Raw genomic sequence first — 26,588 nt, forward strand, 5'->3', positions numbered from 1 at the left:
GTGGCTACTCCTTGGCGTCACCACGCGCGAAGATGCTGGCCACGAAGTTCAGCACGTCCGTGGAGCAGATCTCGCAGTAGCCGTAGTTCTTCATCAGCCGGTCCTTGACCAGGTCGATCTTCTCCTGGGTCTCCTTGTCCACCACCGTGGATACGAGGTTCTTGAGCTTGATGCTGTCCTTCTGGTCCTCGAACAGCTTGAGCTCCAGCGCCTTGTGGAGCCGCTCGTTGGTCCGGTAGTTGAAGCTCTTGCCGTCCACGGCCAGCGCGCCGATGTAGTTCATGATCTCCCGGCGGAAGTCGTCCTTGCGGCTGTCCGGGATGTCGATCTTCTCTTCGATCGACCGCATCAGGCGCTCATCCGGCTCCTCGTAGAGACCGGTGTACTTGTTCTTCACCTTCTCCTTCTGGGTGTAGGCCTTGATGTTGTCGATGTAGTTGCCGCACAGCTTGCCGATGGCGTCCTCGTCGGCGCTGATGGCGCGCTGGACCTCGTTCTTGACGATGTCCTCGTACTCCTGCTTCACCGAGGTGAGCATCTCGCGGAAGCGCTTGCGGGCGTCCTCGCTGTTGATGAGCGAGTGGCCCTTGAGACCGGCCTCCAGCTCGTTGAGCACCATGAAGGGGTTGATGCAGCCCTCACCCTTGTCGCTCACCAGGGCGTTGGAAATCTTGTCCTGGATGTAGCGGGCGCTGATGCCCTCGAGGCCCTCGCGGCTGGCCTCCTTGCGCAGCTCCTTGATGTTGTCCTCGGTGAAGTTGGGGAGCGTCTTGCCGTTGTAGAGCTTGAGCTTCTGCAAGAGCGAGAGGTTGTGCTTCTTGGGCTCCTCCAGGCGCGTGAGGACGGCCCACATCGCCGCCATCTCCAGCGTGTGCGGGGCGATGTGCTTGCCCTTGATGGCGCGGGAGTTGAAGTCCTTCTCGTAGATCTTCACCTCCTCGGAGAGCTTCGTGATGTACGGGATGTCGATCTTCACCGTACGGTCGCGTAGCGCTTCCATGAACTCGTTGTTCTCGAGCTTCTTGTACTCGGGCTCGTTGGTGTGCCCGATGATGACCTCGTCGATGTCCGTCTGGGGGAACTTCTTGGGCTTGATCTTGTGCTCCTGCGAGGCCCCCAGCAGGTCGTAGAGGAAGGCCACGTCGAGCTTGAGCACCTCGACGAACTCGATGAGGCCGCGGTTGGCGATGTTGAACTCGCCGTCGAAGTTGAAGGCGCGCGGGTCGGAGTCCGAGCCGTACTCGGCGATCTTCCGGTAGTTGATGTCACCGGTGAGCTCGGTGGAGTCCTGGTTCTTCTCGTCCTTGGGCTGGAAGGTGCCGATGCCCACGCGGTCCTTCTCGCTGAAGACCAGGCGGTTGACCCGGACGTGCTCCATCACCTTGCCGAAGTCGCCCTTGTACTGCGTCATCAGCTCCTTGAAGACGAAGCGGCAGGCGGGGCACAGCTCGCTGCCATCCGGGATGGTGTAGCCGCTCTCCGGCGGGCACAGCTCGGCGAGCACCTTGGGCCGCCACTCCCGGGGGATGAGGTTGAGCGGCTCCTCGTTCATCGGGCACTTCATCTTCTCGCGCACGGTGACGCCGTCCGCGCCCTTCTTGTCCGTGAGCCAGGAGAAGGTGTAGGCGGCGCCCTCGGGGGACTTGGAGTAGTCCTCCAGGCCCTTCTTGAGCAGGCGTGCGATGGTGGACTTGGAGGAGCCCACCGGTCCGTGCAGGAGGATGACGCGCTTCTCGGTGCCGTAGCCCTGGGCCGCCGACTTGAAGACGTTGACCAGCTTCATCAGCGGCACGTCCAGGCCGAAGATGGCGTCGCGGCCGCCGAACTTCTCGTCACTGAAGAAGTGGTAGCGGATGAGCTTCTTCTTGTTGTCGATGTACTCCGTCTTCCCGTGGCTGAGGATCATGTCGTAGATCCTCTGGAAGGCGGTGCGGGTGACCTTGGGGTTCTTCCGGACGATCTCGAGGTAGTCCTCGAAGGAGCCCTCCCAATGGAGCTCCGCGTAGGTCTTCGCGTCCTGCAACGCGGCGATCCTCGCGACCCAGGAAGATGAAGCCTTGTTCTCTACGTCCTTCATGTCTCTCCCTCGAGCCACCCGGAGCGCGGGATTTCCGCGCCTTTAGAGGGCCAAAAAGTGAACCTGGGGGTGTAATGGGCCATTCCAACACCACCCACGACGGGTCCCAGAACGACACGAACGCCCGACCTGCCCTTTTCGGGACCCCGCCGCGGGGTGGGACCGCGTGGCCAGCTCGTGTCGGAAGGGCGCGTCGCCGATGCGGCGGCCCCGCCTCCACGGGGTGAAAAGGCACACTCCATTATAAGGGTGGCGCGGGCCGCGGGGAGGGGGCTCTACAAAACTCGGTCTTCAGTGAACGACAGTACGAGGGGAAGGGCGGAAATTGGACGGTCAACTGTGGGGCAGCGTCCCCGCCTGCTCTACATGTCGGCGCGCGGCGGACACGGCCCAGGTGGGCAGGACCTCTGTCGGGTAGAGGACAGCAGGCCGAGCGCACAGAAGGTGAGGGCGCTGGGCGCCAGCGTGGGGACGAGGGTGGACGTGCGAGCTCCTTCCCCGCTAGCCCGTCTGCGACAGGGACATGAGGTTGGACAGGAGCGTCAGCAGCTCGGAGGGCTCCACGGGCTTGGCCACGTGCATGTTGAAGCCGGCCGTCAGGGCACGCGCCCTGTCCTCCACCCGGGCATAGGCCGTGAGGGCCACCGCTGGCACTCCGCCACCCTCCTCGGCCGGGAGCGCGCGCACCTGGGTGATGAGCTGGTAGCCATCCTCTCCCGGCATGCCGATGTCGGAGATGAGCAGCTCGGGTCCGTGCTCGCGCACGGCCCGCAGGGCCTCGGCAGCGGAGGCCGCGGTGAGGACGTGCGCCCCGTACTCCTCCAACATCATCTTCAGCACCTCGCGGTTGTCCTCCTCGTCGTCCACCACCAGGATGCGCCGCTGCGCGAGCACGGGGTGGAGGGACGGCCTGACGGAGGGCAGGGCCACCGGCTTCCGGGGCGCGGCGGAGTCCGGCGCCGCCTGCCGGGGGAGGACGGGGGGCAGGCGGACCGTGAAGGTGGCCCCCCGGCCCGGGCCTTCGCTCTCGGCGTGCACCGTTCCGCCGTGCAGCTCGACGAGGTGCCGGACGATGGCGAGCCCCAGGCCCAGTCCTCCATGCCGCCGCGTGGTGCCGCCCTCCAACTGGCGGAAGCGCTCGAAGATGTGCGGCAGGAAGTCCGCGGGGACGCCCGGCCCCTCGTCCGCCACCGTCACCTCCACCGAGCTGTCCACGCGCCGCAGCAGCACCCTCACGCGGCTCCCCGTGGGAGAGAACTTCACCGCGTTGGAGAGCAGGTTCCACACCACCTGCTGCAACCGGCCCGGGTCTCCCATCACCAGGTCCTCCGGCTCGGAGAGCTCCGGTTGGAAGCGGATCTCCTTCGCGTCCGCCGCGGGCCGCACCGACTCCATCGCCGCCTGGACCACTTCCGCCAGGTGCACCGGCTGCGTCTCCAGCCGCAGCTTGCCGGTGATGATGCGGCTCACGTCCAGCAGATCCTCGATGAGCTGGGCCTGGGCCTGGGCGTTGCGGTCCACCGTCTCCAGCGCCTTGGCGTGCTTGTCGGGGGGAAGCCGCCCGCTGCGCAGCAGCTTCACCCAGCCGAGCATCGCCGTGAGGGGCGTGCGCAGCTCGTGGCTGACGGTGGCCAGGAAGTCGTCCTTGAGGCGGTTGGCCTCCTCCGCGTGCTTGCGCTCCTCCTGCGCCAGGGAGAAGAGCCGCGCGTTGTCGAGGGCCATCGCCGCCCGGCGCGCCACCTCCTCGAGCAGCAGCACGTCCTCCTCCTCATAACGGCGGCCGGAGGTCTCCGTGGTGACGAACGTCAGCACGCCGAGCGTCCGTCCCCGCGCCAGCAGCGGCGCGGCCACCAGGGAGCGCGGCTTCATGTGCTCCTGGGTGATCCGCAGGTGCTCGGCGTTGCTCGCCGAGCGCGCCACGCTCTCCCGGGTCATCTCCGGCAGGTGGACCGTCCTGCCCGAGTGCATCGCCCGGGCGGAAGGATGCTCGTTCCCGGTGGGCGGGTAGCGGCGGAGCTGGTCCGCCAGCGGGGCCTGCGTGGGGTCCGCGTGGGTCACCTCGACACGCTCGATGCCGCCGTCCTCTCTCTTCAGGTCCACGATGCACCAGTCCGCCAGCACCGGCACGGTGAGGCGTGCCACCTGTTGGAGTGTCGCCGCGTGGTCCAGCGAGGCCGCCAGGGCCACGCTCGCCTCGGACAGGAAGAGGAGCGACTCCGCGCCGCGCGTCTGTTCGTCGATGTCCGTGCAGGTGCCGAACCAGTGCGTGATGTGTCCCGCGGCGTCCCTCAACGGCAGGCCGCGTGCGATGAACCAGCGGTACGCCCCATCCGCCCGCCGCAGGCGGTACTCGATGCCATAGGGCTCTCCCGTGGCGACCGCGCGCTTCCAGCTCTCGAGCGCATGCCTGACATCCTCCGGGTGGAGGGCCTGGCTCCAGCCCTGCCCGAGCGCCTGCTCCGGCGTCTGCCCCGTGTACTCGTACCAGCGCGGGTTGAAGTACTCGGTGTACCCGTCCGTCCGGGATGTCCAGATGAGCTGGGGCAGCGTCTCCGCGAGCAGCCGGAAGCGTGCCTCGGACTCGCCCTGGAGCTGCTCGGCGCGCTGGCGCTCGGCGAGCGCGGTCTCCGCCGCCTGCCGGGCATGCACCTGCTCCGTCACCTCCACCGCGAAGAGCAGCACCGCCTCCACCTGGCCCTGCCCGTCCCACATGGGCTGGTAGGTGATGTTGAAATAGCCCTCGGTGAACTGGCCGTCGTTGCGGCGATCCAACATCACCCGCATGCCCGTGGTCGTGAAGGGCCGGCCCGTCCGGAACACGTCGTTGAAGATGTCGAAGAGCGCGGTGCCCTTCTGCTCCGGAAAGGCATCCCACAGGGCGCGGCCGACCAGGGGCCTGCCGTGGAGCCGCTCGAGGGCGGGGTTGGCCAGCTCGCAGACCTGATCCGCCGCCCGGTAGACGCCCACCGCCGCGGGCACCTGCGTGAGGATGGTCTGGAGCCGGGCCCGCTGCCGCTCCGCCTCTTCCCGCACGCGCAGGTCCTGCATGCGCTCCCGGTCCCGCCAGTCCCTCATGAAGCTGAACGCCGCGAACCCGACGAAGCAGAGCAGGAAGCCACTGCCCGCCAGCACGATGTTGTCGGCGCGCCCGGAGGCCTGCGCGAGCTGCGTGTTCTGCTCCTCCAGGTACCGCTGCTCCTCCTCGCGCAACTCGCGCTCGAGGACGCGCAGCTCGTCCATGAGCCGCTTGCCCTCACCGGCACGGACACGCTCGATCGCCTCGGCGGACTGGCCTTCGCGTAGGAGCAAGATGGTCTGCTCCATCACCTCCAGCTTGCGCTGGATGATCGTGTCCATCCGCTCGAGGCGCTGGCGCTGGGCGTCATTCTCCGACAGGAGCGAGCGCAAGCGCTCCTTCGAGGGGCCGATGTGGAGGAGCGCTTCCTCATAGGGGGCGAGGAAGTGCTCCTCCCGGGTGAGGAGGTAGCCGCGCTGGCCCGTCTCGGCGTCCTTCAACAGGGAGAGGAGGCGGTCCGCCTCGTTGATGACATCCAGGGTATGCGCCACACGGCCCGAGGTACTGGAGAGCTGGTGGGTCGAGCGGAGGAAGAGGCCGGCGATGAGGAGCACGGCGAGTGAGGCCGCGAGGTGTCCCGCGAGGACCGGCAGTGGAAACCGGCGCGGGCGCCTGGGGATGGGGGAGCGCGGGGAGGGGATACTTGCCATGCGGGCCTTCTTCCGAGGCGCCGCTCCAACCCCTCCACCGGTGGTCCCGGTGAGAGCGGTCGTGGCGCGCACCCGGTCCGTAACACATCACGGCCCGGCCGCCTCTCCTGGAGAGATGGGATGAACACCCACCAACACGCCTGCTCCACGGGCAGGCGTTCAGGGATGGAGGGTGGAAAAACACCCCCTCGGCGGGTAGCTCCCTTGGCTTTGGGCCGCGCCTGCGTATTCTCCGCGACCCCATGCCGTCCGCTTCGACCGTTCCCGCCTCCCCGCCTCGTCCCTCTGGCTCCAACCCCGTCCTCTCCACGGTGTCCGACGCGGCCCGGGAGCCGAGCACCCGGTTGCTGGTGGGCTTGCTGATCGCCGCGGCGCTGCTCCCGCGCCTGCTGCTGATGCCCTTCAACGAGAACTTCTACGGTGACGCGGTGGCGCGCGTGGAGCTGGCGGAGCGTTGGCTGCGCCAGCCGCACCTCATCACCTCCTATGGGGACGGGGCCTTCCAGTTCGGACCGCTCCACCTGTACCTGGTGGCCTTCGCGCTGGAGCTGGTCCCCGACAAGGCGCTCGCGGGCCGGCTGGTGAGTCTGCTCTTCGGGGTGCTGTCGGTGGTGCCGCTCTTCTCCCTCACGCGGCGCGTCTTCGGTTGGCGCTCCGGGGTGTGGACCGGGCTGGCCTTCTCCGTGTGGGGCATGCACCTGCAGATGTCCACGACGGCGGCCAGCGAGGCGCTCTCGCTCTTCCTCATGCTGTCGGTGTTCGCGCTCATCGCCCGGGGGCTGGACGAGAACCGGCTGGGGCCCCTCTTCGGGGCGGCGGCGGTGCTCAACCTGGCGTGTGCCACGCGCTACGACGCGTGGCTCTTCATGCCGCTGCTCGCCGTGGCGCTGTTCCTCTGGGGCAACGACCGGGTGGCCGGTGCCACGCGCGCGGTGAGCTTCGGCCTGCTGTGCCTGCCCTTCCCGCTGCTGTGGATGCAGGGCAACGAGCTGGCGCACGGGGACCCCTTCTACCCCATCCGCGCGGTGGAGCAGTTCCACGCGGACTGGGTGCGGGACGGTATCGCCCGGGTGGGGACGTGGCGCTACCGGCTGGAGAACCTGGGCTTCTGGCCGGGGGTGGCGCTGCTGACGCTGTCGCCGGGCGTGGCGCTGCTGAGCATGGTGGGCATGAAGCGGATGTGGCGGGAGCAGCCGGAGGTGCGCTGGCTGGTGCTCGCCTCGGTGGTGCCCGCCGCGTACTTCACCTTCCGGGCCTCGGTGCTGATGGACTTCCAGCCGCTGGGGCGCTTCACGGTGACGGAGGTGGCCCTCCTGCTGCCCTTCGTGGTGCCGGGCTTCGAGGCGTGTGTGGGCCAGAGCGGGGCCGGGGTGCGCCGCGCCGTGGCCGCGGCGTGCGCGGTGCTGGCGGTGGCCGTGCCGGTGGCCCTGGGGCTCTACACCTTCCGCGTCGACGGCGGCCTGCACGACAGCCTGCGGCCGGTGAGCCCCACCTCCACCAACCCCGTGCCGCTGATGCAGGTGGCCCGCTTCCTCAAGGACGAGGTGGCCGCCAAGGGCGGCGCGGCCATCCTCGACGAGGACCCGAGCTACCTGGACCTCCAGCTCGCCTTCTTCTCCGCGCTGCCGGACGAGCGGCTCGCCCGCGTGCGCTGGGCGACCTTCCGCAAGCACCTGCGTGAGGCCCAGCCAGAGTACCTCGTGCGCTTCGACAACGGCGCGTTGCTGAAGGACCCCGGCGCGAAGCTGGAGGGCCGGACGCTGACGCTGGATGGCGTGGCGTACGAGGAACTGGACGGCTTCTCCGCGCCGCTGCACGTCTACCGGCGCCGCTGAGGGCCGGGCTGCTCGCGCCAGGGTTGGCCATGTGACACACACAGGGCCTCCCTCCTGGCATCGGGTGTTTCTCGCCTTGGAAGGAATGGCCCGGGCCCTCCTTCTCATGAGAGAACGATGAGCGCCGGGCTCCTGACTCCCCAGCTCGAGATGTTCACCCCCGCGCCATGATGTCCGCCGCCCCCCTTTCCGCGCAGTCCTCCCTCCCCCAGCAGGCGCGCATCCTGCTCGTCGAGGACAGCCCCAATCAGCTCCTCGCCATGGAGGCGCTGCTCTCACCCCTGGGCCAGGAGGTGCTGACGGCCTCGTCGGGTGGGGAGGCCCTGCGGCTGCTGCTCGAGAAGGACTGCGCCCTCGTGCTGCTGGATGTCCACCTGCCGGACATCAGCGGCTTCGAGGTGGCGCGCCTCATGCGCGAGCGGGAGCGGTCGCGCCGCACTCCCATCATCTTCGTCACCGGGATGACGGCCGACCCGTACTTCACCAGCCAGGGGTACGCCCTGGGCGCGGTGGACTTCCTCTTCAAGCCGTTCGATCCCCTGGTGCTGCGCGCCAAGGCGGAGGTGTTCGTCGAGCTGTTCCTGCACCGGGAGCGGCTCAAGGAGCAGGCGGAGCGCGAGCAGGCCGAGCTTGAGCGCTCGCGGTTGCTGGGCCTGCTGGTGCAGACCCCGGCGGCCATCGCCATCACCCGCGGGCCGGAGTTCATCTTCGAGTTCGCCAATCCCCTCTACGAGAAGGTGCTCGGCCGCCCCGTCGTGTTGGGCAAGCCCCTGCGCGAGGTGATGCCGGAGATCCTCTCCCAACCGGGGGTGATGGAGGCCCTGCGGCACGCGATGCGCACCGGCGAGCCCTTCGTGGGCCGGGAATTTCCCGTGGCGCTCGACCGGCGCGGGGACGGCCACCCGGAGGAGGCCTTCTTCGACCTCGTCTACCAACCCCTCCTCGACGACCAGGGACAGGTCGAGTGGCTGCTCACCCACGCGGTGGAGGTGACGGAGCAGGTGAACGCGCGTCGGCGGCTCGAGACCACCGAGCAGGCGCTGCGCCAGCGGGAAGCGGAGTACCGCCGGCTGGCCGACAACATCCCCGACCTCGTCGCCCGCTTCGACCGCCAGCACCGGCTCCTCTACGTCAACCGCCGCATCGAGCGCACCACGGGCCAGCCCGCGGAGAGCTTCCTGGGCCGGACCAGCGAGGAGCTCGGCCTGCCGCCGGACAGGGTGGAGAGCGCATCGCGGGCCATCTCCGAGGCCTTCCAGGGGGAGGCGGCGTCGCTCTCCTTCGACCTCTCCACGTCCGAGGGGCTCCGGCACTACGACGCGCACCTGGTGCCCGAGCGGGACGAGCGGGACGCGGTGGTGTCGGTGCTCGCCGTCACCCGCGACGTGACGGAGTCGCGCAACCGCGAGCGGGCGCTGCGGGAGAGCGAGGGCCGCTTCCGGCTCCTCGCGGAGGCGGGCGAGCTGCTCTCCTCCCTGGATGACGCGGCCGTCCTTCAGCGGCTGGCCGAGCTGTTCGTGCCCCGCCTGGCGGACTGGGTGACGGTGGACCTGCTCTCCCCCTCGGGCGCGGTGGAGCGGGTGGTTTCCGTGCACCGCGACCCGGAGAAGGTGTCGCTCGCCTTCGAGATCGCGCGCCGCTGGCCCATCGACAAGAACGTCCATGGCGGAGTGGCCCAGGTGCTGCGCACCGGCGAGCCCGTCCTCGTGAAGGCCCTCACGGACGAGGCCCTGTCCGGCCTGACGCGCAGCGAGGAGCATCTGCGCGTGGGCCGTGCCCTGGGGCTGACCTCCACGCTGTTGCTGCCATTGGAGGCGCGGGGGCGGGTGCTGGGCGTGCTCTCGCTGAGCCAGGCCGAGAGTGGCCGGCACTTCACCGAGGAGGACATCCCGTTGGCCCGGGAGCTGGCCCGGCGGGCGGGGCTCGCGGTGGACAACGCGCTGCTGTACCGCGAGGCGCGCGAGGCGCAGGGGCGGGCCTCCCGTCTCCAGGCGGTGGCGGCGGCGCTCTCCCGGGCCGCCACGCCCGAGGAGGTGGCGCGCGCCATCCTCACCGAGGGGCTCCTGCACGCCGGCACGCACGCGGGCGTCGTCTTCCTCCAGGAGCGCGATGGCTCGCTCCGAAGCCTCCATGACGTGGGCTACCCCGAGGAGTTCATCCGCCGCCTGCGCCACATCCCCCCGGGAGAGCGGACGCCCTATGGCGACGTGGTGCTCGCCGAGGAGGCGCACTGGTTCACGTCCGCCGAGGAGCTGACGGCGAACTACCCCAGCTTCGCGTGGCTGTCGCCCATCTACCAGGCGCGCGTCGGGCTTCCCCTGCGGGTGGAGGAGCGGTCCCTGGGGTGTTTGTGGTTGTCCTTCCCCGACAAGCGGAGCTTCCCTCCCGAGGAGCGGGACTTCCTCGTCGCGCTGGGGCAGCTGTGCGCCCAGGCACTCTCTCGTGCGTCCAGGGCTCCCGCGTAGGGCCTCAGTGCCGGTGCCGGGGGAGCCGCACCGTGAACGTCGTGCCGTCGTTCTCGGAGGAGCGCACCTCGAGCGTACCGCCATGGCCCAGGACGATCTGCCGGGTGATGAAGAGGCCCAGGCCCAGGCTGCCCCGGCCCGCTCCGGCCTCCGGTCCCTGCCGGTAGGGCTCGAAGAGAGTGGGTATCAATTCGGCGGGGATGGGGGCGCCCTCGTTGTGGACCTCGAGGCAGACGCCCGGGCCCTCGCTCCAGGTGGACACCCGCACGGGTGTGCTCGCGGGGCTGTGCTGGAGGGCATTGCCCACCAGGTTGGTGACGACCTGGGCCAGGCGGCCCTCGTCCCATTCACCCTGGCCATCGCCGCGGGCGTGGAAGTCGATGTGCCGCTCGGGGTGGGCTCCCTGCACCTCGTCCACCACGTGGTGCACGTGCGCGTGGAAGTCCAGCGGCCGGCGGTGGATGGGGATGCCCCCCACGCGTGCCTGGGTGAAGTCGAGCAGGTCGCGGATCATCCCACTGGCCCGGTCCGCCGCCGCGTAGATGCGGCGGATGGCCTTCGCCGTGCGCTCGTCCACGTCCTCGCGCTTGAGCAGGGTGGTGGCCGAGAGGGTGATGGCGTTGAGGGGGTTGCGCAGATCATGACTGACGATGGCCACCACGTCCTCGCGCACCCGGGCGGCCTCCTGGGCCTCCTGGTAGAGGCGCGCGTTGTCGATGGCCACGGCGGCGCGGTCCGCCAGGCCCTTGGCGACCTCCACGTCCGCCGCCATCGTCGAGGCGCGGGAGCGCAGCCAGGCGAAGCAGATGATGCCGAGCTTCCGGCCCCGGGCCACCAGGGGCACGACGGCCACGGACTTCGGTCCGAGCTCTTCCAGCAGGGCCCGGTGCTCCGCGTTCACCGCGGCGGAGTCCAGCCACTCGGGCGTGACGACGGGCACGGCCATCGCCTTGCCGCGCTCCAGGGCCCGGATCAGGGGGCTGTGGTTTCCAATCAGGGGGGCGTAGGACACCGTGCGGCGGATGAGGGGCTGGAGCCCCGGCTCTCGTGTGGCCACTTCCAGCCGGTGCAACTGCCCATCCTCCCCGAGCAGATCCACGATGCAGTAGTCGCACAGGCGCGACACGGCCAGCGAGGCGAGCTTCCTCAGGGTGGTGGCCACATCGAGTGACTGGGACAGCAGCGTGCCCGCCTCGACGAAGAGGGACTGGGCCTCCATGGCGCGCTTGCGCGTGGAGATGTCGCGCACCAGCCCCGTGAAGAAGCGGCCCTGGGGCAGGCGCGTCTCGCTGACGGAGAGCTCCAGGGGGAAGACACTCCCGTCCTTGCGCCGGCCCCTCACCTCGCGCCCCAGGCCGATGACCTTGCGCACGCCCGTGCGCAGGTAGTTGGCCATGTAGCCGTCGTGCTCGCCCCGGTAGGGCTCGGGCATCAGGATGCTGACGTTCTGGCCGATGAGCTCCTCGGGGGAGTAGCCGAAGATGCGCACCGTGGCCGGGTTGAGGTTCTGGATGGTGCCCCGCTCGTCGATGGTGATGATGCCGTCCACCGCCGTCTCGAGGATGGCCTGGAGCCGCTGGGTCGTCTCGCGCAGCGCCTGCTCCGCCTGCTTGCGCTTGGAGACGTCGCGGGTGACGTCGGAGAAGCCGCGCAGCACGCCGTGCTCGTCGCGCAGGGCGGTGATGACGGTGTCCGCCCAGAAGCGCTGGCCGTCCTTGCGCACGCGCAGCCCCTCCGCCCGGCAGTGGCCCTGGGTGGCCGCGGCCTGGATGTGCCCGCAAGGCTCCCCCGACGCCACGTCCTCGGGCGTGTAGAAGACGGAGACATGCCGGCCGAGCACCTCCCGCGCCTCGTAGCCGTTGATGCGCTCGGCGCCCGCGTTCCAGCTGGCCACCCGGCCCTCCGGGTCGAGCATGATGATGGCGTAGTCCTCCACCTCCTCCACCAGCAGGCGGAAGCGCTCCTCGCTCGCGCTCCGGGCCTCCTCGGCCCGCTTGCGGTCCGTGATGTCCAGCACCGAGGAGCCCAGCAGGAGGAGCTCCCCGGCCGCGTTGCGCACCGGGTAGTGGCTGACGAGCCAGTGGCGCACCTCCCCGCCGGTGGCGGCGGTGGTGCCGGAGAGCTCCACGCCGATCATCGGCTCCCCCGTCTCCAGGAGCCGGCGGTAGATGGGCTCCAGGTGGGCGGCGAGCTCCGGGATGACCTCGCGCAGGTGGCGGCCCACGGTGCCCTCGAGGGGGATGCCGTTGATGTCCGCCAGCATCTGGTTGATGCGCACGTAGCGCAGCCCCTTGTCGAGGAAGGCCAGACCCACCGGGGCGGTGGTGAGGAGCGTGTCCAGCAGGGCCAGGGCCTCTTCCGCCTGCTGGCGGGCGTGCTTCTCCCGGGCCAGGAGCGAGGCGTGCACGGCCTGGGCCTCCTGACACGCGGTGAGCTCCGGGGAGGGGCCGCCGGGCGCGGGGGGCTGGCGCGCGTCGCGCTGGCGGAGGGACTCGGCCACGCCCTCGGCGATGCGGGCGGTGATGAAGCCGCCGAGAGCGCGCACCTCGCCGAGGGTGACGTACACGTCCGTCTCCTCCACCAGCTCGAGGATGCACTCGTGCAGCACCTGGTACTCGCGCACCAGCGCCTGGATGTCGAAGCCGTCGCGCGGGCGTTGGCCCCCGTGCTCCCGGGCCCTGGGGCTCTTCCCGCCGGGGAGGGGTCGGCGCAGCACCCCGGACAGTTCCCGGAGGATGTCGCCGATGTGGTCCCCCAGCTCGGACCGGGTGGGTTCACCGGGCGCGAGCCCCTCGTGCAGCCTCGCGCTCCAGTGTTGGACGAGCTCCTCGCTCCGGGCCAGCAGCAGGTCCGTCAGCGCGAGGTGCGGGAGCTCCGGCGGGTGCGGTTCGCTACTCACGGACGTCTTCCTCGCTGGGGGGCCGCGGCGGCAGCTCCACGGTGAAGGTGGCGCCCGCCCCGGGGGTGCTCTCGACGCGCACCGTGCCACCCAGGGCCTCGACGAACCGCCGCGTCATGTAGAGGCCCAGCCCCAGTCCTCCATAGTGCCGCTCGGACACCGCGCGCTCGTAGCGGCCGAAGATGCGCGGCACGTCTTCCGGCGCGATGCCGATGCCCTCGTCCCGCACCGTCAGCCGGGCACACCCCTCCACCTGCGATACCCGGAGGCGCACGGGCCGGCCGGCACCGTACTTGAGCGCGTTGCTCAGCAGGTGGAACAGCACCTGCTCCAGGAGCTTCCGGTCCCAGAGGCCCGGCACCTCACACTCCGCCTCCACCTCCAACGTGCATCCGGCCCTGGTGGCCTCGCCCGCGAGCCGGTCCGCCACCTCGCGTGCCAGCGTGCACAGCTCCAGGTGCTCCACCCGTACCTCGAGCCGGTCCCCCTCCAGGTGGTTCACGTCCAACAAGCCGTCCACCAGCTCCGAGAGCCGCTTCACCTGCCGGCGCATCGCCTCGAACTGGTCCATCGCCTTGCGAGCCAGCTGTGTGCCGGGCTCGGCCTGGAGGTCGCGCCAGAGGGAGTGCAACCGGAGCGTGAGGGTGGTGAGGGGCGTGCGCAGCTCGTGCGCGGCCACGGTGAGGAACTCGTCCCGGGCGCGCACGGCCTGCCGCAGCTCCTCGAGGAGCCGCTCTCGCTCTTCCTGTGCCCGCTGGCTGGCGGAGATATCGGTATTGATGCCCACCCACTCGCGCAGCGAGCCATCGGCGTTGAAGACGGGGGTTCCTCGGGCGAGGGTGGGGGTGTAGCGCCCATCGGGCCGCAGCACCCGGTACTCCACCAGGTAGGGCTTCCGCTGGGCCACGGCCTCGAGCCAGACCTGACGGACCCGCGGGCGATCCTCCGGGTGGACGGCATTGAACCATCCGATGCCCATCCACTGCTCCACCGTCTGGCCGGTGAAGGCTCGCCAGCTGGGGCTGTCCTCCACCACCCGGCCCTCGGCATCCGTCGTCCACACCACCTGGGCGGTAGACAGCACCAGTGAGCGGAAGCGCTCCTCGCTCAGTTGGAGCGCCCGCTCGGTCTCCCGCCACCGGGTGATGTCCTGGACGGTGGCGCCCAGGCCGATGATGTCCCCCGCGTCGTTCCTCACGGGATGGTAGTTGACGAGGTAGTGGTGGTCCTCGTCTCCGGTGGCGGGCGTGCGGAGCTCGAGGATGATGTCGACGAGCGGCAGGCCCGTGGACAGCACGCGCCGGAGCGCCCCCACCAGCTCCGAGGGAGTTTCCGGGAGCACCTCGGGCATGCTCCTGCCGATGTGCGCCTCGGGGGGCAGGCCGTTGATGTCGGCCAGCGCCTTGTTGATGCGCACGAAGCGCAGCTCCCCATCCAGGAAGGCAATGCCGATGGGGGCCTCCCACAAGGATGCGAACTGCGAGGCGGCGAGCACCTCCCATCCCCTCCAGGGAGACACCTGGGTGGCGCCCGTGGCGATCGTGTCCGGTTTCATGAAGCCTGTCAGCGCTTGCCCGTCCATGCGTGAAGCCGCCCCGGCCGCGAGACAAGCCCGCGGGGCGGAAGTGGAGTCCCCCAGGGGACACATATGCAGGGAGCTTCCGGGCGGCATGGGCAGTCCCACCGCAACGGCGCGGCCAGCAGGCTGCCGTGCGAGTCCACGCCAGGGGGTTGGTGCCCCGGATGATCGGTACTGGACTGAAAATCCTTCAAGCGTTCGCTTGTAAGAACTCCAGCCCGTCTGTCGACCCCCTGGATAAGTGCTGGAGATGACAGAGGGTGGAATTGGCATGACTGCTGCTTGAAGCAGGCCCGAAATGCGTAGACCCGAGAGCCTCGACAAGTACACCGTGGAAGTCAGCGCCGCCGCCTGGCGGCAGCTGGCCCACCTGCCGTTGGAGACGTACCAGCGCATCCGTGAGGAACTGGATGCGACCGCGGCCCGGTTGAGGCCGGCGACTCCCGTGCCCTTGCCGCAGAAGCTCATCAGGACCGTCGAGACGCGCTCCATCCTGGTCGATGGGTATGCCGCCGTCTTCGAGGTGGATCCCGACCGCAGGCGCCTCACGCTCCGGGAGATCGCCCGCCGTCTTCCGTGAGGAGCACCCGTGACCGGGCGGGTTACAGGGAAACCCGCCTGGGCACTCCGGCCAGGAACTACGTGGCGCCAACCCCGCGAAAACAGGAGTGAATATACCCCGGCATACGTTGTGCTTCGGGCAAGGTCACCCTCACTCCGGGAGAGACCCATCCATGAAGAAGATCCTGCTGGGAGCCCTCGCTGCCCTGACCCTGGCCGCCGCCACTCCCGCGGCCGCGTGTGACGAGCACGGCAAGCAAGGGGCACGGCCCGCGCACGGAGGCTCGGCCAAGGCGGCTGCCGCCCCGGCCGGCAAGAACGGAGTCCGCACCGTGGAGCTCACGGTGACCTCCAAGGGCTTCGAGCCCTCGAACGTGCAGGTGAAGGCGGGACACCCGGTCCGCCTCGTGGTCACGCGCAAGACGGAGAAGACGTGCGCCACGGAGATCATCCTGGAGGACCTGGGCATCAACCAGCCGCTCCCCCTGGACACGCCGGTGACGGTGGAGTTCACCCCCAGCGAGTCGGGCACGTTGCGCTACGCCTGCGCGATGGACCACATCAGCGGGATCGTCACCATCCGATAGCGTGCCCGGGGCCAGCCCCTACCGCGGCTTGAAGTCGTCGGAGCGGATGCTGTAGCGCTTGAGCAGCCGGTGCAGGCTCTCGCGCTCGATACCGGCGTGCTCGGCGGCACGGGTGACGTTCCCCTCGTAATCGCGCAGCAGCGCCGTGAGGTATTCGCGCGAGAAGCGGTCCCTGGCCAGGTCGAGCGCGTCCCGGTAGGGAAGCTGCTTCGCCGCCGCACCCGGCAGGGCTCCTTCCTGACGCTCCCGCACCTCGGGCGGCAGGTCCCGCTCCGTCACGCTGGGGCCGGTGGCCACCGCCACCGCTCGCATGAGGGCGTTCTCCAGCTCACGCACGTTCCCCGGCCATGGGTAGCCCATGAGCGTGCGCAGGGCCTCCGGGGTGATCCCCTCCAATGTGCGCCCCATCGCCTTGCAGTGCTTGTCCAGGAGGTGGGCGGCCAACAGGGGAATGTCCTCCTTGCGCTCGCGCAGGGGCGGCAACTGCACCGGGAAGACATTGAGCCGGTAGAAGAGGTCCTCCCGGAAGCGCCCCTGGGCCGCCGCGGCACGCAGGTCGCGGTGGGTGGCCGCCACCACCCGCACGTCCACGGACACGGGCCGTGTCTCCCCCACGCGCCGCACCTCCTTCTCCTGCAGCACGCGCAGGAGCTTCACCTGCGCGTTCAACGGCAGGTCCCCCACCTCGTCCAGGAAGAGCGTTCCGCCGTTGGCCTCCTCGAAGAGGCCCTCCTTGGCCTGGGCCGCGCCGGTGAAGGCGCCCTTTCCGTGGCCGAACAGCTCGCTCTCCACGAGCTCCGTCGGTAGTGCGCCGCAGTTGACGGCCACGAAGGGGCGCTCACGCCGGGCGCTGTTGAGGTGGACGGCCCGCGCCGCCAGCTCCTTGCCCGTGCCCGTCTCGCCCGTCAGCAGCACGGTGATGTCCAGGCGCGCCGCCTGCTCGATGAGCCGATGCGCCTCCTGCATCGCCGCGCTGCGGCCCACGGCCCCGAGGAAGGAGAAGCCCGCGTCTGGCGATTTCCGCCCCATCCCCTCCGCCTGGAGGCGCAGCCGCCGGCGCTCCATCGCCCGTGCGACCAGCTCGGTGGGGGCGTCGGGGAGGAAGGGCTTCTGGAGGTAGTCGAAGGCGCCCGCCCGCATCGCCTCCACCGCATCCGGCACCGTGGCGTAGCCCGTCATCATCACCACTTCGGTGTCGGGGTAGCGGGACTTGACGGCGCGCAGCACCTCGAAGCCGTCCGCCCCGGGCATGCGGACGTCGGATACCACGACGTCGAACTCCTGGGCCGCCACCAGCGCCAGCGCACGAGCCCCGTCCTCCGCGCACGTCACCTCATAGGTGTCGCCCAGCAGCCGGGCGAAGAGCTTGAGGATGTTCTCCTTGTCGTCCACCACCAGCACGCGTCCGCGCGTCTCCATGCCTCACGCCCTCCCCGGCGACATGGCTGGCAGCCACACGGTGAAGTGTGCGCCCGGCCCCGTACCGGCGGCAGCCTCCAGGTTGCCACCGTGTGCCTGCACGATGCTCTGACTGATGGCCAGGCCCAGCCCCGTCCCGCTGGGCTTCGTGGTGAAGAAGGGCTCGAAGAGGCGCTCGCGTGCCGCGACGCTCAGGCCCGGGCCCGTGTCCTCCACGTGCACCTCGGCTCCCTTCTCCGTCTGTGACAGGCGCACCCGGACCTGCCCCTTCTCTCCGCAGGCATCCACCGCGTTGCGAATCAGATTGAGGACCACCTGGCGCAGCTTCGTCAGGTGCCCCGCGGTACGCGCCTCGCCTTCCACGTCCACCTGCACGGCTCGAAGCTGGCCTCCCTGCCTCAGCCGCTCCACCACCTCTTCGCACAGGGCGCGCAAGTCCACCGGCTCCGGCTCGGCGGGGAGGGGACGCGAGAGCGCGAGCAGATCCTCGACGATGTCGCGGCTCCGCACCGCCTCGTCCTCGATGACCTGGAGGTCCTCGCGCAAGCTCCCCTCCGCCTTCTTCTTCATCATGCCCACATAGCCGAGGATGACGGTGAGCGGGTTGTTGATTTCATGGGCCACGCCCGCCGCCAGCCTGCCGATGCCGGCGAGCTTCTCGCTCTGTACCAGCCGCTCCTGGTGCTCGCGCAGCGCCGCCGTCATGGCGTTGAACTGGCGGGCCAGCTCGCCGAACTCGTCGGGGGTCGCGATGTCGATGCGCGCGTGCATGTCTCCGGCGGCCAGCCGCGCCGCGCCTTCGCGCAGCCGGGCCACGGGCCGGGCCACGGAGCGGACGATGTAGACGCCCACGCCGATGGCCAGCAGCGGCGCGCCCACCAGGAAGAACAGGGTCCACTGGAAGGCGGAGCTCTGAAGCTCGCTCACGCGGGCCTCGGCCGAATCCACCGAGCGGTTGAAATGGCTCACCAGCCGATCCGTGCGCTCCTCCATCTGGGACACGAGCCCCAGCGCCCGGCCATGCTCGCGGTCCATGTCCTCCTTCCTTCCCGCGAGCACCGCGGGCAGGAGCGCTTCGCGGAAGAGCGTGTCCAGCGACTTCTGTGCGCGCTCGATGTCCGCCACCCAGGCGCGCTCCTCGGGCTCGGAGGCCTGTGCCTTCATCTCCTCGGTCAGCCGGGTGACCCGGTTGGCGGCCGTCTCATAGAAGTGCAGGTGGCTGGCGTTGCCGAGGATGAGGGTATGGGCCTGGTGCGCATAGGAGTCCCGGATGGCGCTGGCCACCTCGAGCGCCGAGCGGACGGCATGCTGTCGTGCCTGCATCTCGACCAGGCGGGAATGGATCTCTCGCATGTGCACGAGGACCAGCACCGAGGAGACCACGAAGAGGGAGACCAGGGCGGCGAGGGCCAGGCTGAGACGTCGGGCGGTACCAGAGGGGACCTGCATGGATGAGCTCTCCTCCATCAGTAGTACGCAAGCCGGGTGCCACCTGTCCTCCTCCAGCCTATGCGCGCGTTCCAGAGGAGGGGAGTTGTGATTCCCGGGGTTACACCGTGACGCCCCGGGCTCCTGACGGAGCACGCGGCCCCCGGGGTTCCGCTCTGCCGAGCGGGATATCTCCCATGGCATGCGCCCTGCACAAACCCTGACCGTGAGACTCACTCATGACATGCCAGGAAGGCTTCTCGCTTTCGCGCTGGTGCTGCTCTCGCCCCTGGCGGCGTCCGCGCAGGCGCAGACACGCACGTCGCCCACTCGATCGGCCCCCGTGCAGGTGCTGACGGCGGACCTGACGCTGGAGCGGCTCCTCGCGGAAGCCCTCGAGTCGCGCCCGGAGCTGCACCAGGCCGAGGTTCAGGCCCGGGCCGCGCGGGAGCGTGTCCCCCAGGCGGGTGCCCTGTCGGATCCGGTGCTTCAGGTGGGCATCCAGAACGACGGCTTCGACGGCCTCATGATTGGCGAGATGGAGGGGAGCTACTTCAGCATCATGGCCTCCCAGGCGCTGCCCTTCCCGGGCAAGCGCGAGCTGCGCACCGAGGTGGCGCGGCTCGGCGCCAGGGCCGTGTCGGCGCAGGTGGTGCGCGTGCGGCTGTCCATCGAGGCCAGGGTGCGCAGGGGCTACCTCGACCTGCTGCTGACGCGCGAGCGGCTGGTGCTGCTGGAGCGGCTTCAGACGCTCTGGAAGCAGTCCGCCGAGATGGCCCGCATCCGCTACGAGACCGGCGAGGGGGCCCAGTCCGACCTGCTGCGCGCCCAGCTCGAGCTCAACCGGTTGCGCCAGCGTCAGCTGGCACTGCTCGCCGAGGAGCGCGGCCGTGTGCAGACCCTGAACTGGCTGAGCGGCCGGCCCCTGGACGCGCCCCTGCCCACCACCACGCGCGTGCGCGACCTGGGGATGCCAGAGCTCGGTGACCCGGAAGTCGCGGAGAGGGACGCGCTCGAGCGCAGCCCCGAGCTGGCCGAGCGGCGCGCATGGGTGGAGCAGGCCGGGCAGCAGATGGCACTGGCGCGCCGTGAACGCCTGCCTGACTTCACCGTGAGCGCGGGGGTGATGCCGCGTGGCGGCGACTTCCCTCCCATGTGGCAGGCCAACGTTGGCGTCAATCTGCCCATCTTCTCCGGGCGCAAGCAGAACCGAGTGATGGCCGAGAGCGGCGCCCAGTCCGAGGCCGCGGCACGTGCGGTGGAGGTCCTGGAGCAGGAGCTGCGCCTGCGGGTGCGGGAGCGCCTCATCGCGCTGGCCGCGCTGCGCGACACCGCTGCCATCTACCGCGACGGCCTCCTGATGCAGTCGGCGGCGACCGCCGAGAGCACCCTGACGCAGTACCGGGTCGGGCGCGCCTCGTTCGCCTCGGTGCTGGAGGCCAACACCGGCATCATCCGCGACGAGGAGGACTACCTGCTGACGCTCGCCGACGCGCAGCGCCTCGCCATCGCCCAGGCCGAGGTGAGCCTGGAGCCCGTGGCGTCCATGGGCGGCGGCGGTCAGGGCGCGGGCGGCATGCCCGGGGCGGGTAGCGCCCCATCCGCTCCCGCGCGCGGCGCCGCCCCAGCGGGAGGCGCTCCCGGTGCGGCCCCCTCAACCTCTTCCTCCATGTCGGGGATGTAGCCCCGGAGAACCCATGTCCCTCGTGACTCCACCCATCCCCCCCTCTCAGCCCCCCGCGCGCCGCCGCTTCGGCGCCGCGGCGCTCATCGCCACGGCGCTGGCCAGCGCTGGACTGGGCGGCGGCGTCGTGCACCTGCTGGCGCACCAGGACGAAGCGCACGATGCCCATGCGGTGGCTCCCTCGGCCACCACCACCCCGGGCGCCTCCGAGCCGGCGGCCACGAAATACCAGTGCCCGATGCACCCGAGCATCGTGCAGGACCACCCGGGCAAGTGCCCCATCTGCGGCATGGACCTGGTGGCGATGACGCCCGCGTCGGCTTCTCCCGGCGAGCCGGGCACCGCCGCGGTGGAGGGCCTGGCCCCCGTCACCATCGACCCCTCGCGCCAGCAGCTCATCGGCCTGCGCACGGCGCCGGTGACGGAGGGGAGGGTAGGGGGAACGTGGCGGACCACCGGCCGCGTGGCCATGGACGAGACGCGCGTGCGCCGCGTCACCCTGAAGGTGCCCGCGTTCGTCGAGCGCGTGTACGTGGACTTCACGGGCAAGCCGGTGCGGAAGGGGGAGCCGCTCTTCTCCGTCTACAGCCCCGAGCTGCTCGCGGCCCAGGAGGAATACCTGCTGGCGCTGCGCACCCGCCAGGCGCTGAGTCAGACCGGCGGGATGGCGACGGATGGTGACGCCCTGGTCGCGGCGGCCCGGCGCAAGCTGCAACTGTGGGACATCCCTCAGTCCACCCTCGAGCGGCTCGCGGAGACGGGCGAGGCCACGCGCTCGCTCACGCTGGTGTCGCCCATCTCCGGGGTCATCACCAAGAAGGACGTCGTGGAAGGGGCGCGCCTGGAGATGGGGGCCACGCCGTACGAGGTGGTCGACCTGTCACGCGTCTGGGTCCTGGCCGACGTGTACGAGAGCGAGCTGCGCCACGTGCGGGTGGGCATGACCGCCACGCTTCAGCTCAAGGCGTTCCCCAACCGTGTCTTCGCCGGGAAGGTGGCCTTCCTCGACCCGGTGCTCGATCCGGCCACGCGCACCCTCAAGGTCCGCCTGGAGTTCCCCAATCCCGACGGAGACCTGCGCCCCGAGATGTTCGGGGAGGTGGTGCTCCGGGGCACGACGCGCGAGGGGCTGAAGATTCCGGCCGACGCGGTCGTCCCCACGGGCACCACCCAGGTCGTCTTCGTGGCGCTCGGGGATGGGCGCTTCCAGCCGCGCGAGGTGCGCCTGGGCGAGTCGGATGGAAAGAGCGTGGAGGTGACATCGGGCCTGAAGGCCGGCGAGCAGGTCGTCACCGGTGCCAACTTCCTCATCGACTCCGAGTCACGCCTGCGCGCGTCGCTGGCGGCGCTGGCCGCCTCCTCCTCGGGGGGCGCGAAGGCGTCTCCCGCTCCCTCTTCGCCCTCGGCGGATGCACCCCCCGCCGCCTCCGGCCACGGAGGCCACTGAGCCATGCTTCGAGCCATCATCCGCTTCTCGGCGGAGAACAAGTACCTCGTCATCGCGGCCACGGTGGTGGCGCTGGTCGGCGCCTGGTGGACCATGCGGAACACCCCGCTGGACGCGCTGCCGGACCTGTCCGACACCCAGGTCATCGTCTACGGGCGGTGGGACCGCAGCCCGGACATCGTCGAGGACCAGGTCACCTATCCCATCACCACCGCGCTGCTGGGCGCCCCGAAGGTCAAGGCGGTCCGGGGCTTCAGCGACTTCGGCTTCAGCTACGTGTACGTCATCTTCGAGGACGGCACGGACATGTACTGGGCGCGCACGCGGGTGCTCGAGTACCTGTCGAAGATAACGCCCCAGCTACCGCAGGACGTGAAGGTGGAGCTGGGTCCGGACGCCACCAGCGTGGGGTGGGTGTTCCAGTACGCGCTGGTGGACAAGAGCGGCAAGCACCGGCTGGACGAGCTGCGCTCCTACCAGGACTGGTTCCTGCGCTATGCCATCCAGAGCGTGCCGGGCGTCTCCGAGGTGGCGACCGTGGGCGGGCAGGTACGCCAGTACCAGGTGACGGTGAACCCCAACACGCTGGCCAGCTACGGGCTGTCGTTGGACGCGGTGGTTCGCGCGGTCCGTCAGGGCAACAACGACGTGGGGGGCCGGCTGGTGGAGGTGGCCGGGCGCGAGTACATGGTCCGGGGCCGTGGCTACGTGAAGAACGTGGAGGACATCGAGCAGCTCGTCCTCAAGGCCCAGGGTGGCACGCCCGTCACCATCAAGGACGTGGCCAGCGTGACGCTGGGGCCCGAGCTGCGCCGTGGCGTGGCGGACCTGGATGGAGAGGGAGACGTGGTGGGGGGCATCGTGGTGATGCGCCAGGGGGAGAACGCCCTCAACGTCATCGAGCGCGTGAAGGCGAAGCTCGAGGAGCTGAAACCCTCGCTGCCCGAGGGCGTGGAGATCGTCACCACCTACGACCGCTCGGACCTCATCGAGCGCGCCATCAACACGGTGACGTACAAGCTGGTGGAGGAGATCCTCATCGTCTCCCTCATCATCCTCATCTTCCTGTGGCACGTGCCGTCGGCCATCGTGCCCATCGTCACCATTCCGGTGTCGGTGGCGCTGGCCTTCATCCCCATGTACGCGCTGGGGCTGAACGCCAACCTCATGTCGCTGGCGGGCATCGCCATCTCCATCGGCGTGCTGGTGGACGGCGCCATCGTCGAGGTGGAGAACGCGTACAACAAGATCCACCACTGGATGAAGGACGGGAAGAAGGGCGACTTCCACCAGGTGCGGCTGGAAGCGCTGATGGAGGTGGGGCCGGGCGTCTTCTTCAGCCTGCTCGTCATCGCCGTGGCCTTCATGCCCATCTTCACGCTGGTGGACCAGGAGGGCCGCCTCTTCCGGCCGCTGGCGTACTCGAAGAACCTCGCCATGGCGATCGCCGCGCTGCTGGCGATCACCCTCGACCCGGCCATGCGGATGCTCTTCGCCCGGGTGGAGCCCTTCCACTTCCGTCCGAAGTTCCTGGCGTGGGCGGCGACACAGGCCTTCGTGGGCAAGTACTACTCGGAGGAGCGGCACCCCATCAGCCGGCTGATGCACCGGATCTACGAGGGCCCCTGCCGCTTCGTGCTGCGCCACGCCAAGGCCACGCTGGCGGTGAGCGCGGTGCTGGTGGCCACCACCATCCCGCTGTACCTGCAGCTGGGCAGCGAGTTCATGCCTCCGCTCAACGAGGGCACCATCCTCTACATGCCCTCGGCGGTGGAGCCCGGCATGTCCGTCACGGAGGCGCAGCGCGTGCTGCAGGTGCAGGACAAGCTGCTCATGCAGTTCCCCGAGGTGGAGCGTGTCTTCGGCAAGGCGGGCCGCGCCAACACCTCCACGGACCCCGCCCCGTTCACCATGATGGAGACGACGGTGCTGCTGCGCCCCGAGTCCCAATGGCGCGAGGTACCGCGCTGGTACAGCGGATGGGCGCCCGAGTGGCTGAAGGGGATGCTGCGCCCCTTCTGGAGGGACCGCATCACCCAGGCCGAGCTGGAGTCGAAGATGAACGCGGCGCTCCAACTGCCGGGCATCTCCAACGCCTGGACCATGCCCATCAAGGGCCGGCTGGACATGCTGTCCACGGGCATCCGCACGCCGGTGGGCATCAAGATCATGGGAGCGGACCTGGCGACGGTGGAGCGGATCGCTCGCGAGACGGAGGCCGCGGTGGCGCGAGTGGAGGGCACCCGGAGCGCGTTCGCCGAGCGCGTGGCGGGTGGCTACTTCCTGGACTTCGTCCTCAAGCGCGGCGAGCTGGCCCGCTACGGCCTGAGCGTGGACGACGCGAACATGATGGTGATGACGGCGGTGGGAGGCGACAACCAGTCCACCACCGTGGAAGGCCGCGAGCGTTACGGCATCAATGTCCGCTACGCACGGGACTACCGGGAGGACCTCCAGGCGCTGAAGCGGGTGTTGCTGCCCCTTCCCGACGGTAAGGGCCAGATTCCCATGGAGGCCATCGCGGACGTGGTGCTCGCGCACGGCCCCTCGATGATTCGCAATGAGAACGGGATGCTCACCGGGTACGTCTACGTGGATTTCGACACGTCGAAGTACGACGTGGGTGGCTTCGTGGATCGCGCCAAGGAGGCGGTGGCCGCGAGCGTGAAGGTGCCTGCCGGCTACTCCATGACGTGGAGCGGACAGTACGAGAACATGCTGCGCGTCCGGGAGCGGCTCCAGCTCGTCATCCCGCTCACGCTCGTCCTCATCTTCGGGCTGCTGTACATGAACACGAAATCCGCCTTCAAGGCGGGCCTGGTGATGCTGGCGGTGCCCTTCTCGGCCATCGGCGCGGTGTGGCTGCTCTGGGCGCTCGACTACAACATCTCCATCGCGGTGTGGGTGGGGATGATCGCGCTGATGGGCCTGGACGCGGAGACCGGGGCCTTCATGCTGCTCTTCCTGGACCTCTCCCACGACGAGGCGAAGAAGCGCGGGATGCTGCGCACCGAGGGCGACCTGGAGGAGGCCATCATCCACGGTGCGGTGAAGCGCGTACGGCCCAAGGCGATGACGGTCCTGGCGGCGATGCTGGGCCTGCTCCCCATCATGTGGTCCACGGGAACGGGCGCGGACGTGATGAAGCGCATCGCTGCGCCCATGGTGGGCGGCCTGGCCACCAGCTTCCTGTTGGAACTGCTCGTCTACCCGGCGGTCTATTTCCTGTGGAAGCGCCGCGAGGTGGTGCCGGGTCCCGCGCTCCCGGCCCCGAGCACCCCGTAACGCGTTCAACCCATCTGGGCGAGCTCCCGAGCGGCTTCAAACCGCCTCGAGGGGCTCCGTCACGATCTCGACGGTCGTCGTGGTCATCAACTTGTGGATGGGGCACTGAGCGACGGCGGCGTGGAGCTTCTGCTTCTCTTCCTGGGAGAGCGCGCCGTGGAACGCGAGCTTCACCCGGAGCGAGTAGGTGCCCTGCCGCTCGCGCGAGTCGTCGCGTTCGACGTGGACCTCGACGCGCTCCAGGGCCATGCCGTGCTTCTTCGCGTACCAGTGGGCCGTGAGCGTCTTGCAAGACGCCAGCGCGGCATCGAAGTATTCGTGGGGCCCCGGAGCGGAGTCCTGGCCGCCCAGAGGAGGGGAGACGTCGGCGTGGAAGGTGTGGGGGCCGACGTGGATGACCTGGCGGAACGCGCCGCTCTGCTCGGTCTGCGAATGGGTGGACATGCGGTCTCCTGGGGTGGGTCCGGACGGGAATGTCCAGAACGTGTTCCCTTCATACACGGAAGGATGGGGAAGGCGTTGTTCCATCCATGGAACAGTCCTTCTTGTCCTCGGCCTCTAGTGAAGATCGGGGGGCACTGTCATGTTTGTTCCCGTCGACCTGTCCTGACCAGACGGAAGGAGCACCACATGAGCTGGGATGAAACGAACGAGACACGCCTTCCCCCTGGGATGGAGACCCTGATCGTCACCCGCACCCGGGACCTGGGTGATGGATTCGAGGTGCGGCGGGCGCTGCCCTCGGCCCAGCGCCGGATGGTGGGGCCCTTCATCTTCCTCGACCAGATGGGGCCCACGGTGTTCCAGGCGGGTCATGGGCTCGACGTGCGGCCGCACCCCCACATCGGCCTGTCCACGGTCACCTACCTCTTCGATGGCGAAATCCTCCACCGCGACAGCCTGGGCATGGTGCAGCCCATCCGGCCCGGCGAGGTGAACTGGATGACCGCGGGGCGCGGCATCGTCCACTCCGAGCGCACGGCACCCGAGACGCGGGCCGCGGGCGGGCCCGTCTTCGGTCTGCAGGCCTGGGTGGCGCTGCCGAAGAAGTACGAGGAGACCGCGCCGGCCTTCGTCCACCATGCCTCCGCGACGATGCCCTTCCTGGAGGGCGAGGGCGTGCGGATGCACCTCATCGCGGGAGCGCTCTACGGGAAGCGCTCGCCGGTCGAGACGCTCTCGGACCTGTTCTACGCGGACGCGGCGCTGGAGGCGGGAGCGGGCCTGGTGATTCCGGCCGACCACGAGGAGCGCGCGCTCTACCTCGCCCAGGGCACGGTGGAGATCGACGGAATCGAGTTCAGCGCGGGCCAGCTCCTCGTGTTCCGTCCTGGGAGCGAGATCGCCCTCCAGGCCTCGGAGTCATCGCGGATGATGCTCCTCGGCGGCGAGCCGATGGATGGACCGCGCTACATCTTCTGGAACTTCGTCTCGAGCTCGAAGGAGCGGCTGGAGGAGGCGAAGGCGGACTGGAAGGCCGGGCGCTTCGCCCGGGTCCCGCAGGAGACGGAGTTCATCCCGCTGCCCGAGGAGCCGGCCCCCGTACGCTACCCGTAGGCCAGGACTCCCCTTGGTCCAGCCGCCGCGCCCCCCTCC

At 69.6% G+C, this 26,588-nt stretch carries 15 protein-coding genes; 8 read left to right on the forward strand and 7 right to left on the reverse strand.

Features of this window, described 5'->3' with window-relative positions; genetic code table 11:
- Positions 1–4: 4 nt before the first annotated feature.
- Positions 5–2,077: a PrkA family serine protein kinase gene (locus tag NR810_RS06850; RefSeq protein ID WP_257449176.1), complete on the reverse strand. Its 2,073-nt coding sequence runs from the start codon at positions 2,075–2,077 to the stop codon at positions 5–7.
- A gap of 501 nt (positions 2,078–2,578) precedes the next feature.
- Entirely contained in the window at positions 2,579–5,803 is a 3,225-nt protein-coding gene (locus tag NR810_RS06855) for a CHASE3 domain-containing protein (protein ID WP_257449178.1), read from the reverse strand.
- 242 nt (positions 5,804–6,045) lie between these two features.
- Here NR810_RS06855 and NR810_RS06860 point away from each other — a divergent pair, with 242 nt between their 5' ends.
- Complete coding sequence (locus tag NR810_RS06860) at positions 6,046–7,638, forward strand: ArnT family glycosyltransferase (protein WP_257449180.1); 1,593 nt, start codon at positions 6,046–6,048, stop codon at positions 7,636–7,638.
- 167 nt (positions 7,639–7,805) lie between these two features.
- Positions 7,806–10,103, forward strand: a complete 2,298-nt coding sequence (locus NR810_RS06865; protein WP_257449182.1) for a PAS domain-containing protein — start codon at positions 7,806–7,808, stop codon at positions 10,101–10,103.
- Positions 10,104–10,107: 4 nt separating this feature from the next.
- On the opposite strand, the gene NR810_RS06870 is transcribed toward NR810_RS06865, so the two are convergent.
- Positions 10,108–13,002, reverse strand: a complete 2,895-nt coding sequence (locus tag NR810_RS06870; RefSeq protein WP_257449184.1) for a PAS domain S-box protein — start codon at positions 13,000–13,002, stop codon at positions 10,108–10,110.
- Entirely contained in the window at positions 12,995–14,557 is a 1,563-nt protein-coding gene (locus tag NR810_RS06875) for a sensor histidine kinase (RefSeq protein WP_257449186.1), read from the reverse strand. The genes NR810_RS06870 and NR810_RS06875 overlap by 8 nt, the downstream gene beginning before the upstream one ends.
- Before the next feature lie 322 nt (positions 14,558–14,879).
- On the opposite strand from NR810_RS06875, the gene NR810_RS06880 reads away from it, so the two are divergent.
- Positions 14,880–15,161, forward strand: a complete 282-nt coding sequence (locus tag NR810_RS06880) for a type II toxin-antitoxin system RelE family toxin (protein ID WP_257449187.1) — start codon at positions 14,880–14,882, stop codon at positions 15,159–15,161.
- Positions 15,162–15,315: 154 nt separating this feature from the next.
- Complete coding sequence (locus NR810_RS06885; RefSeq protein WP_257449189.1) at positions 15,316–15,729, forward strand: cupredoxin domain-containing protein; 414 nt, start codon at positions 15,316–15,318, stop codon at positions 15,727–15,729.
- Between the two features lie 18 nt (positions 15,730–15,747).
- On the opposite strand, the gene NR810_RS06890 is transcribed toward NR810_RS06885, so the two are convergent.
- Together NR810_RS06890 and NR810_RS06895 are read right to left on the reverse strand one after the other, a co-directional pair.
- Entirely contained in the window at positions 15,748–17,148 is a 1,401-nt protein-coding gene (locus NR810_RS06890; protein WP_257449191.1) for a sigma-54-dependent transcriptional regulator, read from the reverse strand.
- A gap of 3 nt (positions 17,149–17,151) precedes the next feature.
- Complete coding sequence (locus tag NR810_RS06895; RefSeq protein WP_257449193.1) at positions 17,152–18,597, reverse strand: sensor histidine kinase; 1,446 nt, start codon at positions 18,595–18,597, stop codon at positions 17,152–17,154.
- Between the two features lie 223 nt (positions 18,598–18,820).
- Between NR810_RS06895 and NR810_RS06900 the strand changes: the two genes are divergently transcribed.
- Genes NR810_RS06900 through NR810_RS06910 form a run of 3 tightly spaced genes read left to right on the forward strand, consistent with a single transcriptional unit; the run spans position 18,821 to position 24,992 of the window.
- A complete protein-coding gene (locus NR810_RS06900) occupies positions 18,821–20,260 on the forward strand; it encodes a TolC family protein (protein WP_257449196.1) in 1,440 nt (479 codons plus the stop codon).
- A 13-nt stretch (positions 20,261–20,273) separates the two neighbouring features.
- Complete coding sequence (locus NR810_RS06905; protein ID WP_257449197.1) at positions 20,274–21,707, forward strand: efflux RND transporter periplasmic adaptor subunit; 1,434 nt, start codon at positions 20,274–20,276, stop codon at positions 21,705–21,707.
- A 3-nt stretch (positions 21,708–21,710) separates the two neighbouring features.
- Positions 21,711–24,992 carry an efflux RND transporter permease subunit gene (locus NR810_RS06910; protein WP_257449199.1) on the forward strand — a complete coding sequence of 1,094 codons (3,282 nt, stop codon included), beginning with the start codon at positions 21,711–21,713 and terminating at the stop codon, positions 24,990–24,992.
- Positions 24,993–25,028: 36 nt separating this feature from the next.
- Here NR810_RS06910 and NR810_RS06915 read toward each other — a convergent pair whose 3' ends face one another.
- The gene (locus NR810_RS06915; protein WP_257449201.1) at positions 25,029–25,436 is read right to left on the reverse strand and encodes an OsmC family protein; all 408 of its coding nucleotides are present in this window, start codon (positions 25,434–25,436) and stop codon (positions 25,029–25,031) included.
- 186 nt (positions 25,437–25,622) lie between these two features.
- On the opposite strand from NR810_RS06915, the gene NR810_RS06920 reads away from it, so the two are divergent.
- Positions 25,623–26,549 (forward strand): pirin family protein, encoded by a 927-nt coding sequence (locus NR810_RS06920; RefSeq protein WP_257449203.1) that lies wholly within the window; start codon positions 25,623–25,625, stop codon positions 26,547–26,549.
- Positions 26,550–26,588 lie beyond the last annotated feature (39 nt).

This window comes from Archangium lipolyticum, from assembly GCF_024623785.1.
Taxonomy (GTDB): Bacteria; Myxococcota; Myxococcia; order Myxococcales; family Myxococcaceae; genus Archangium; species Archangium lipolyticum.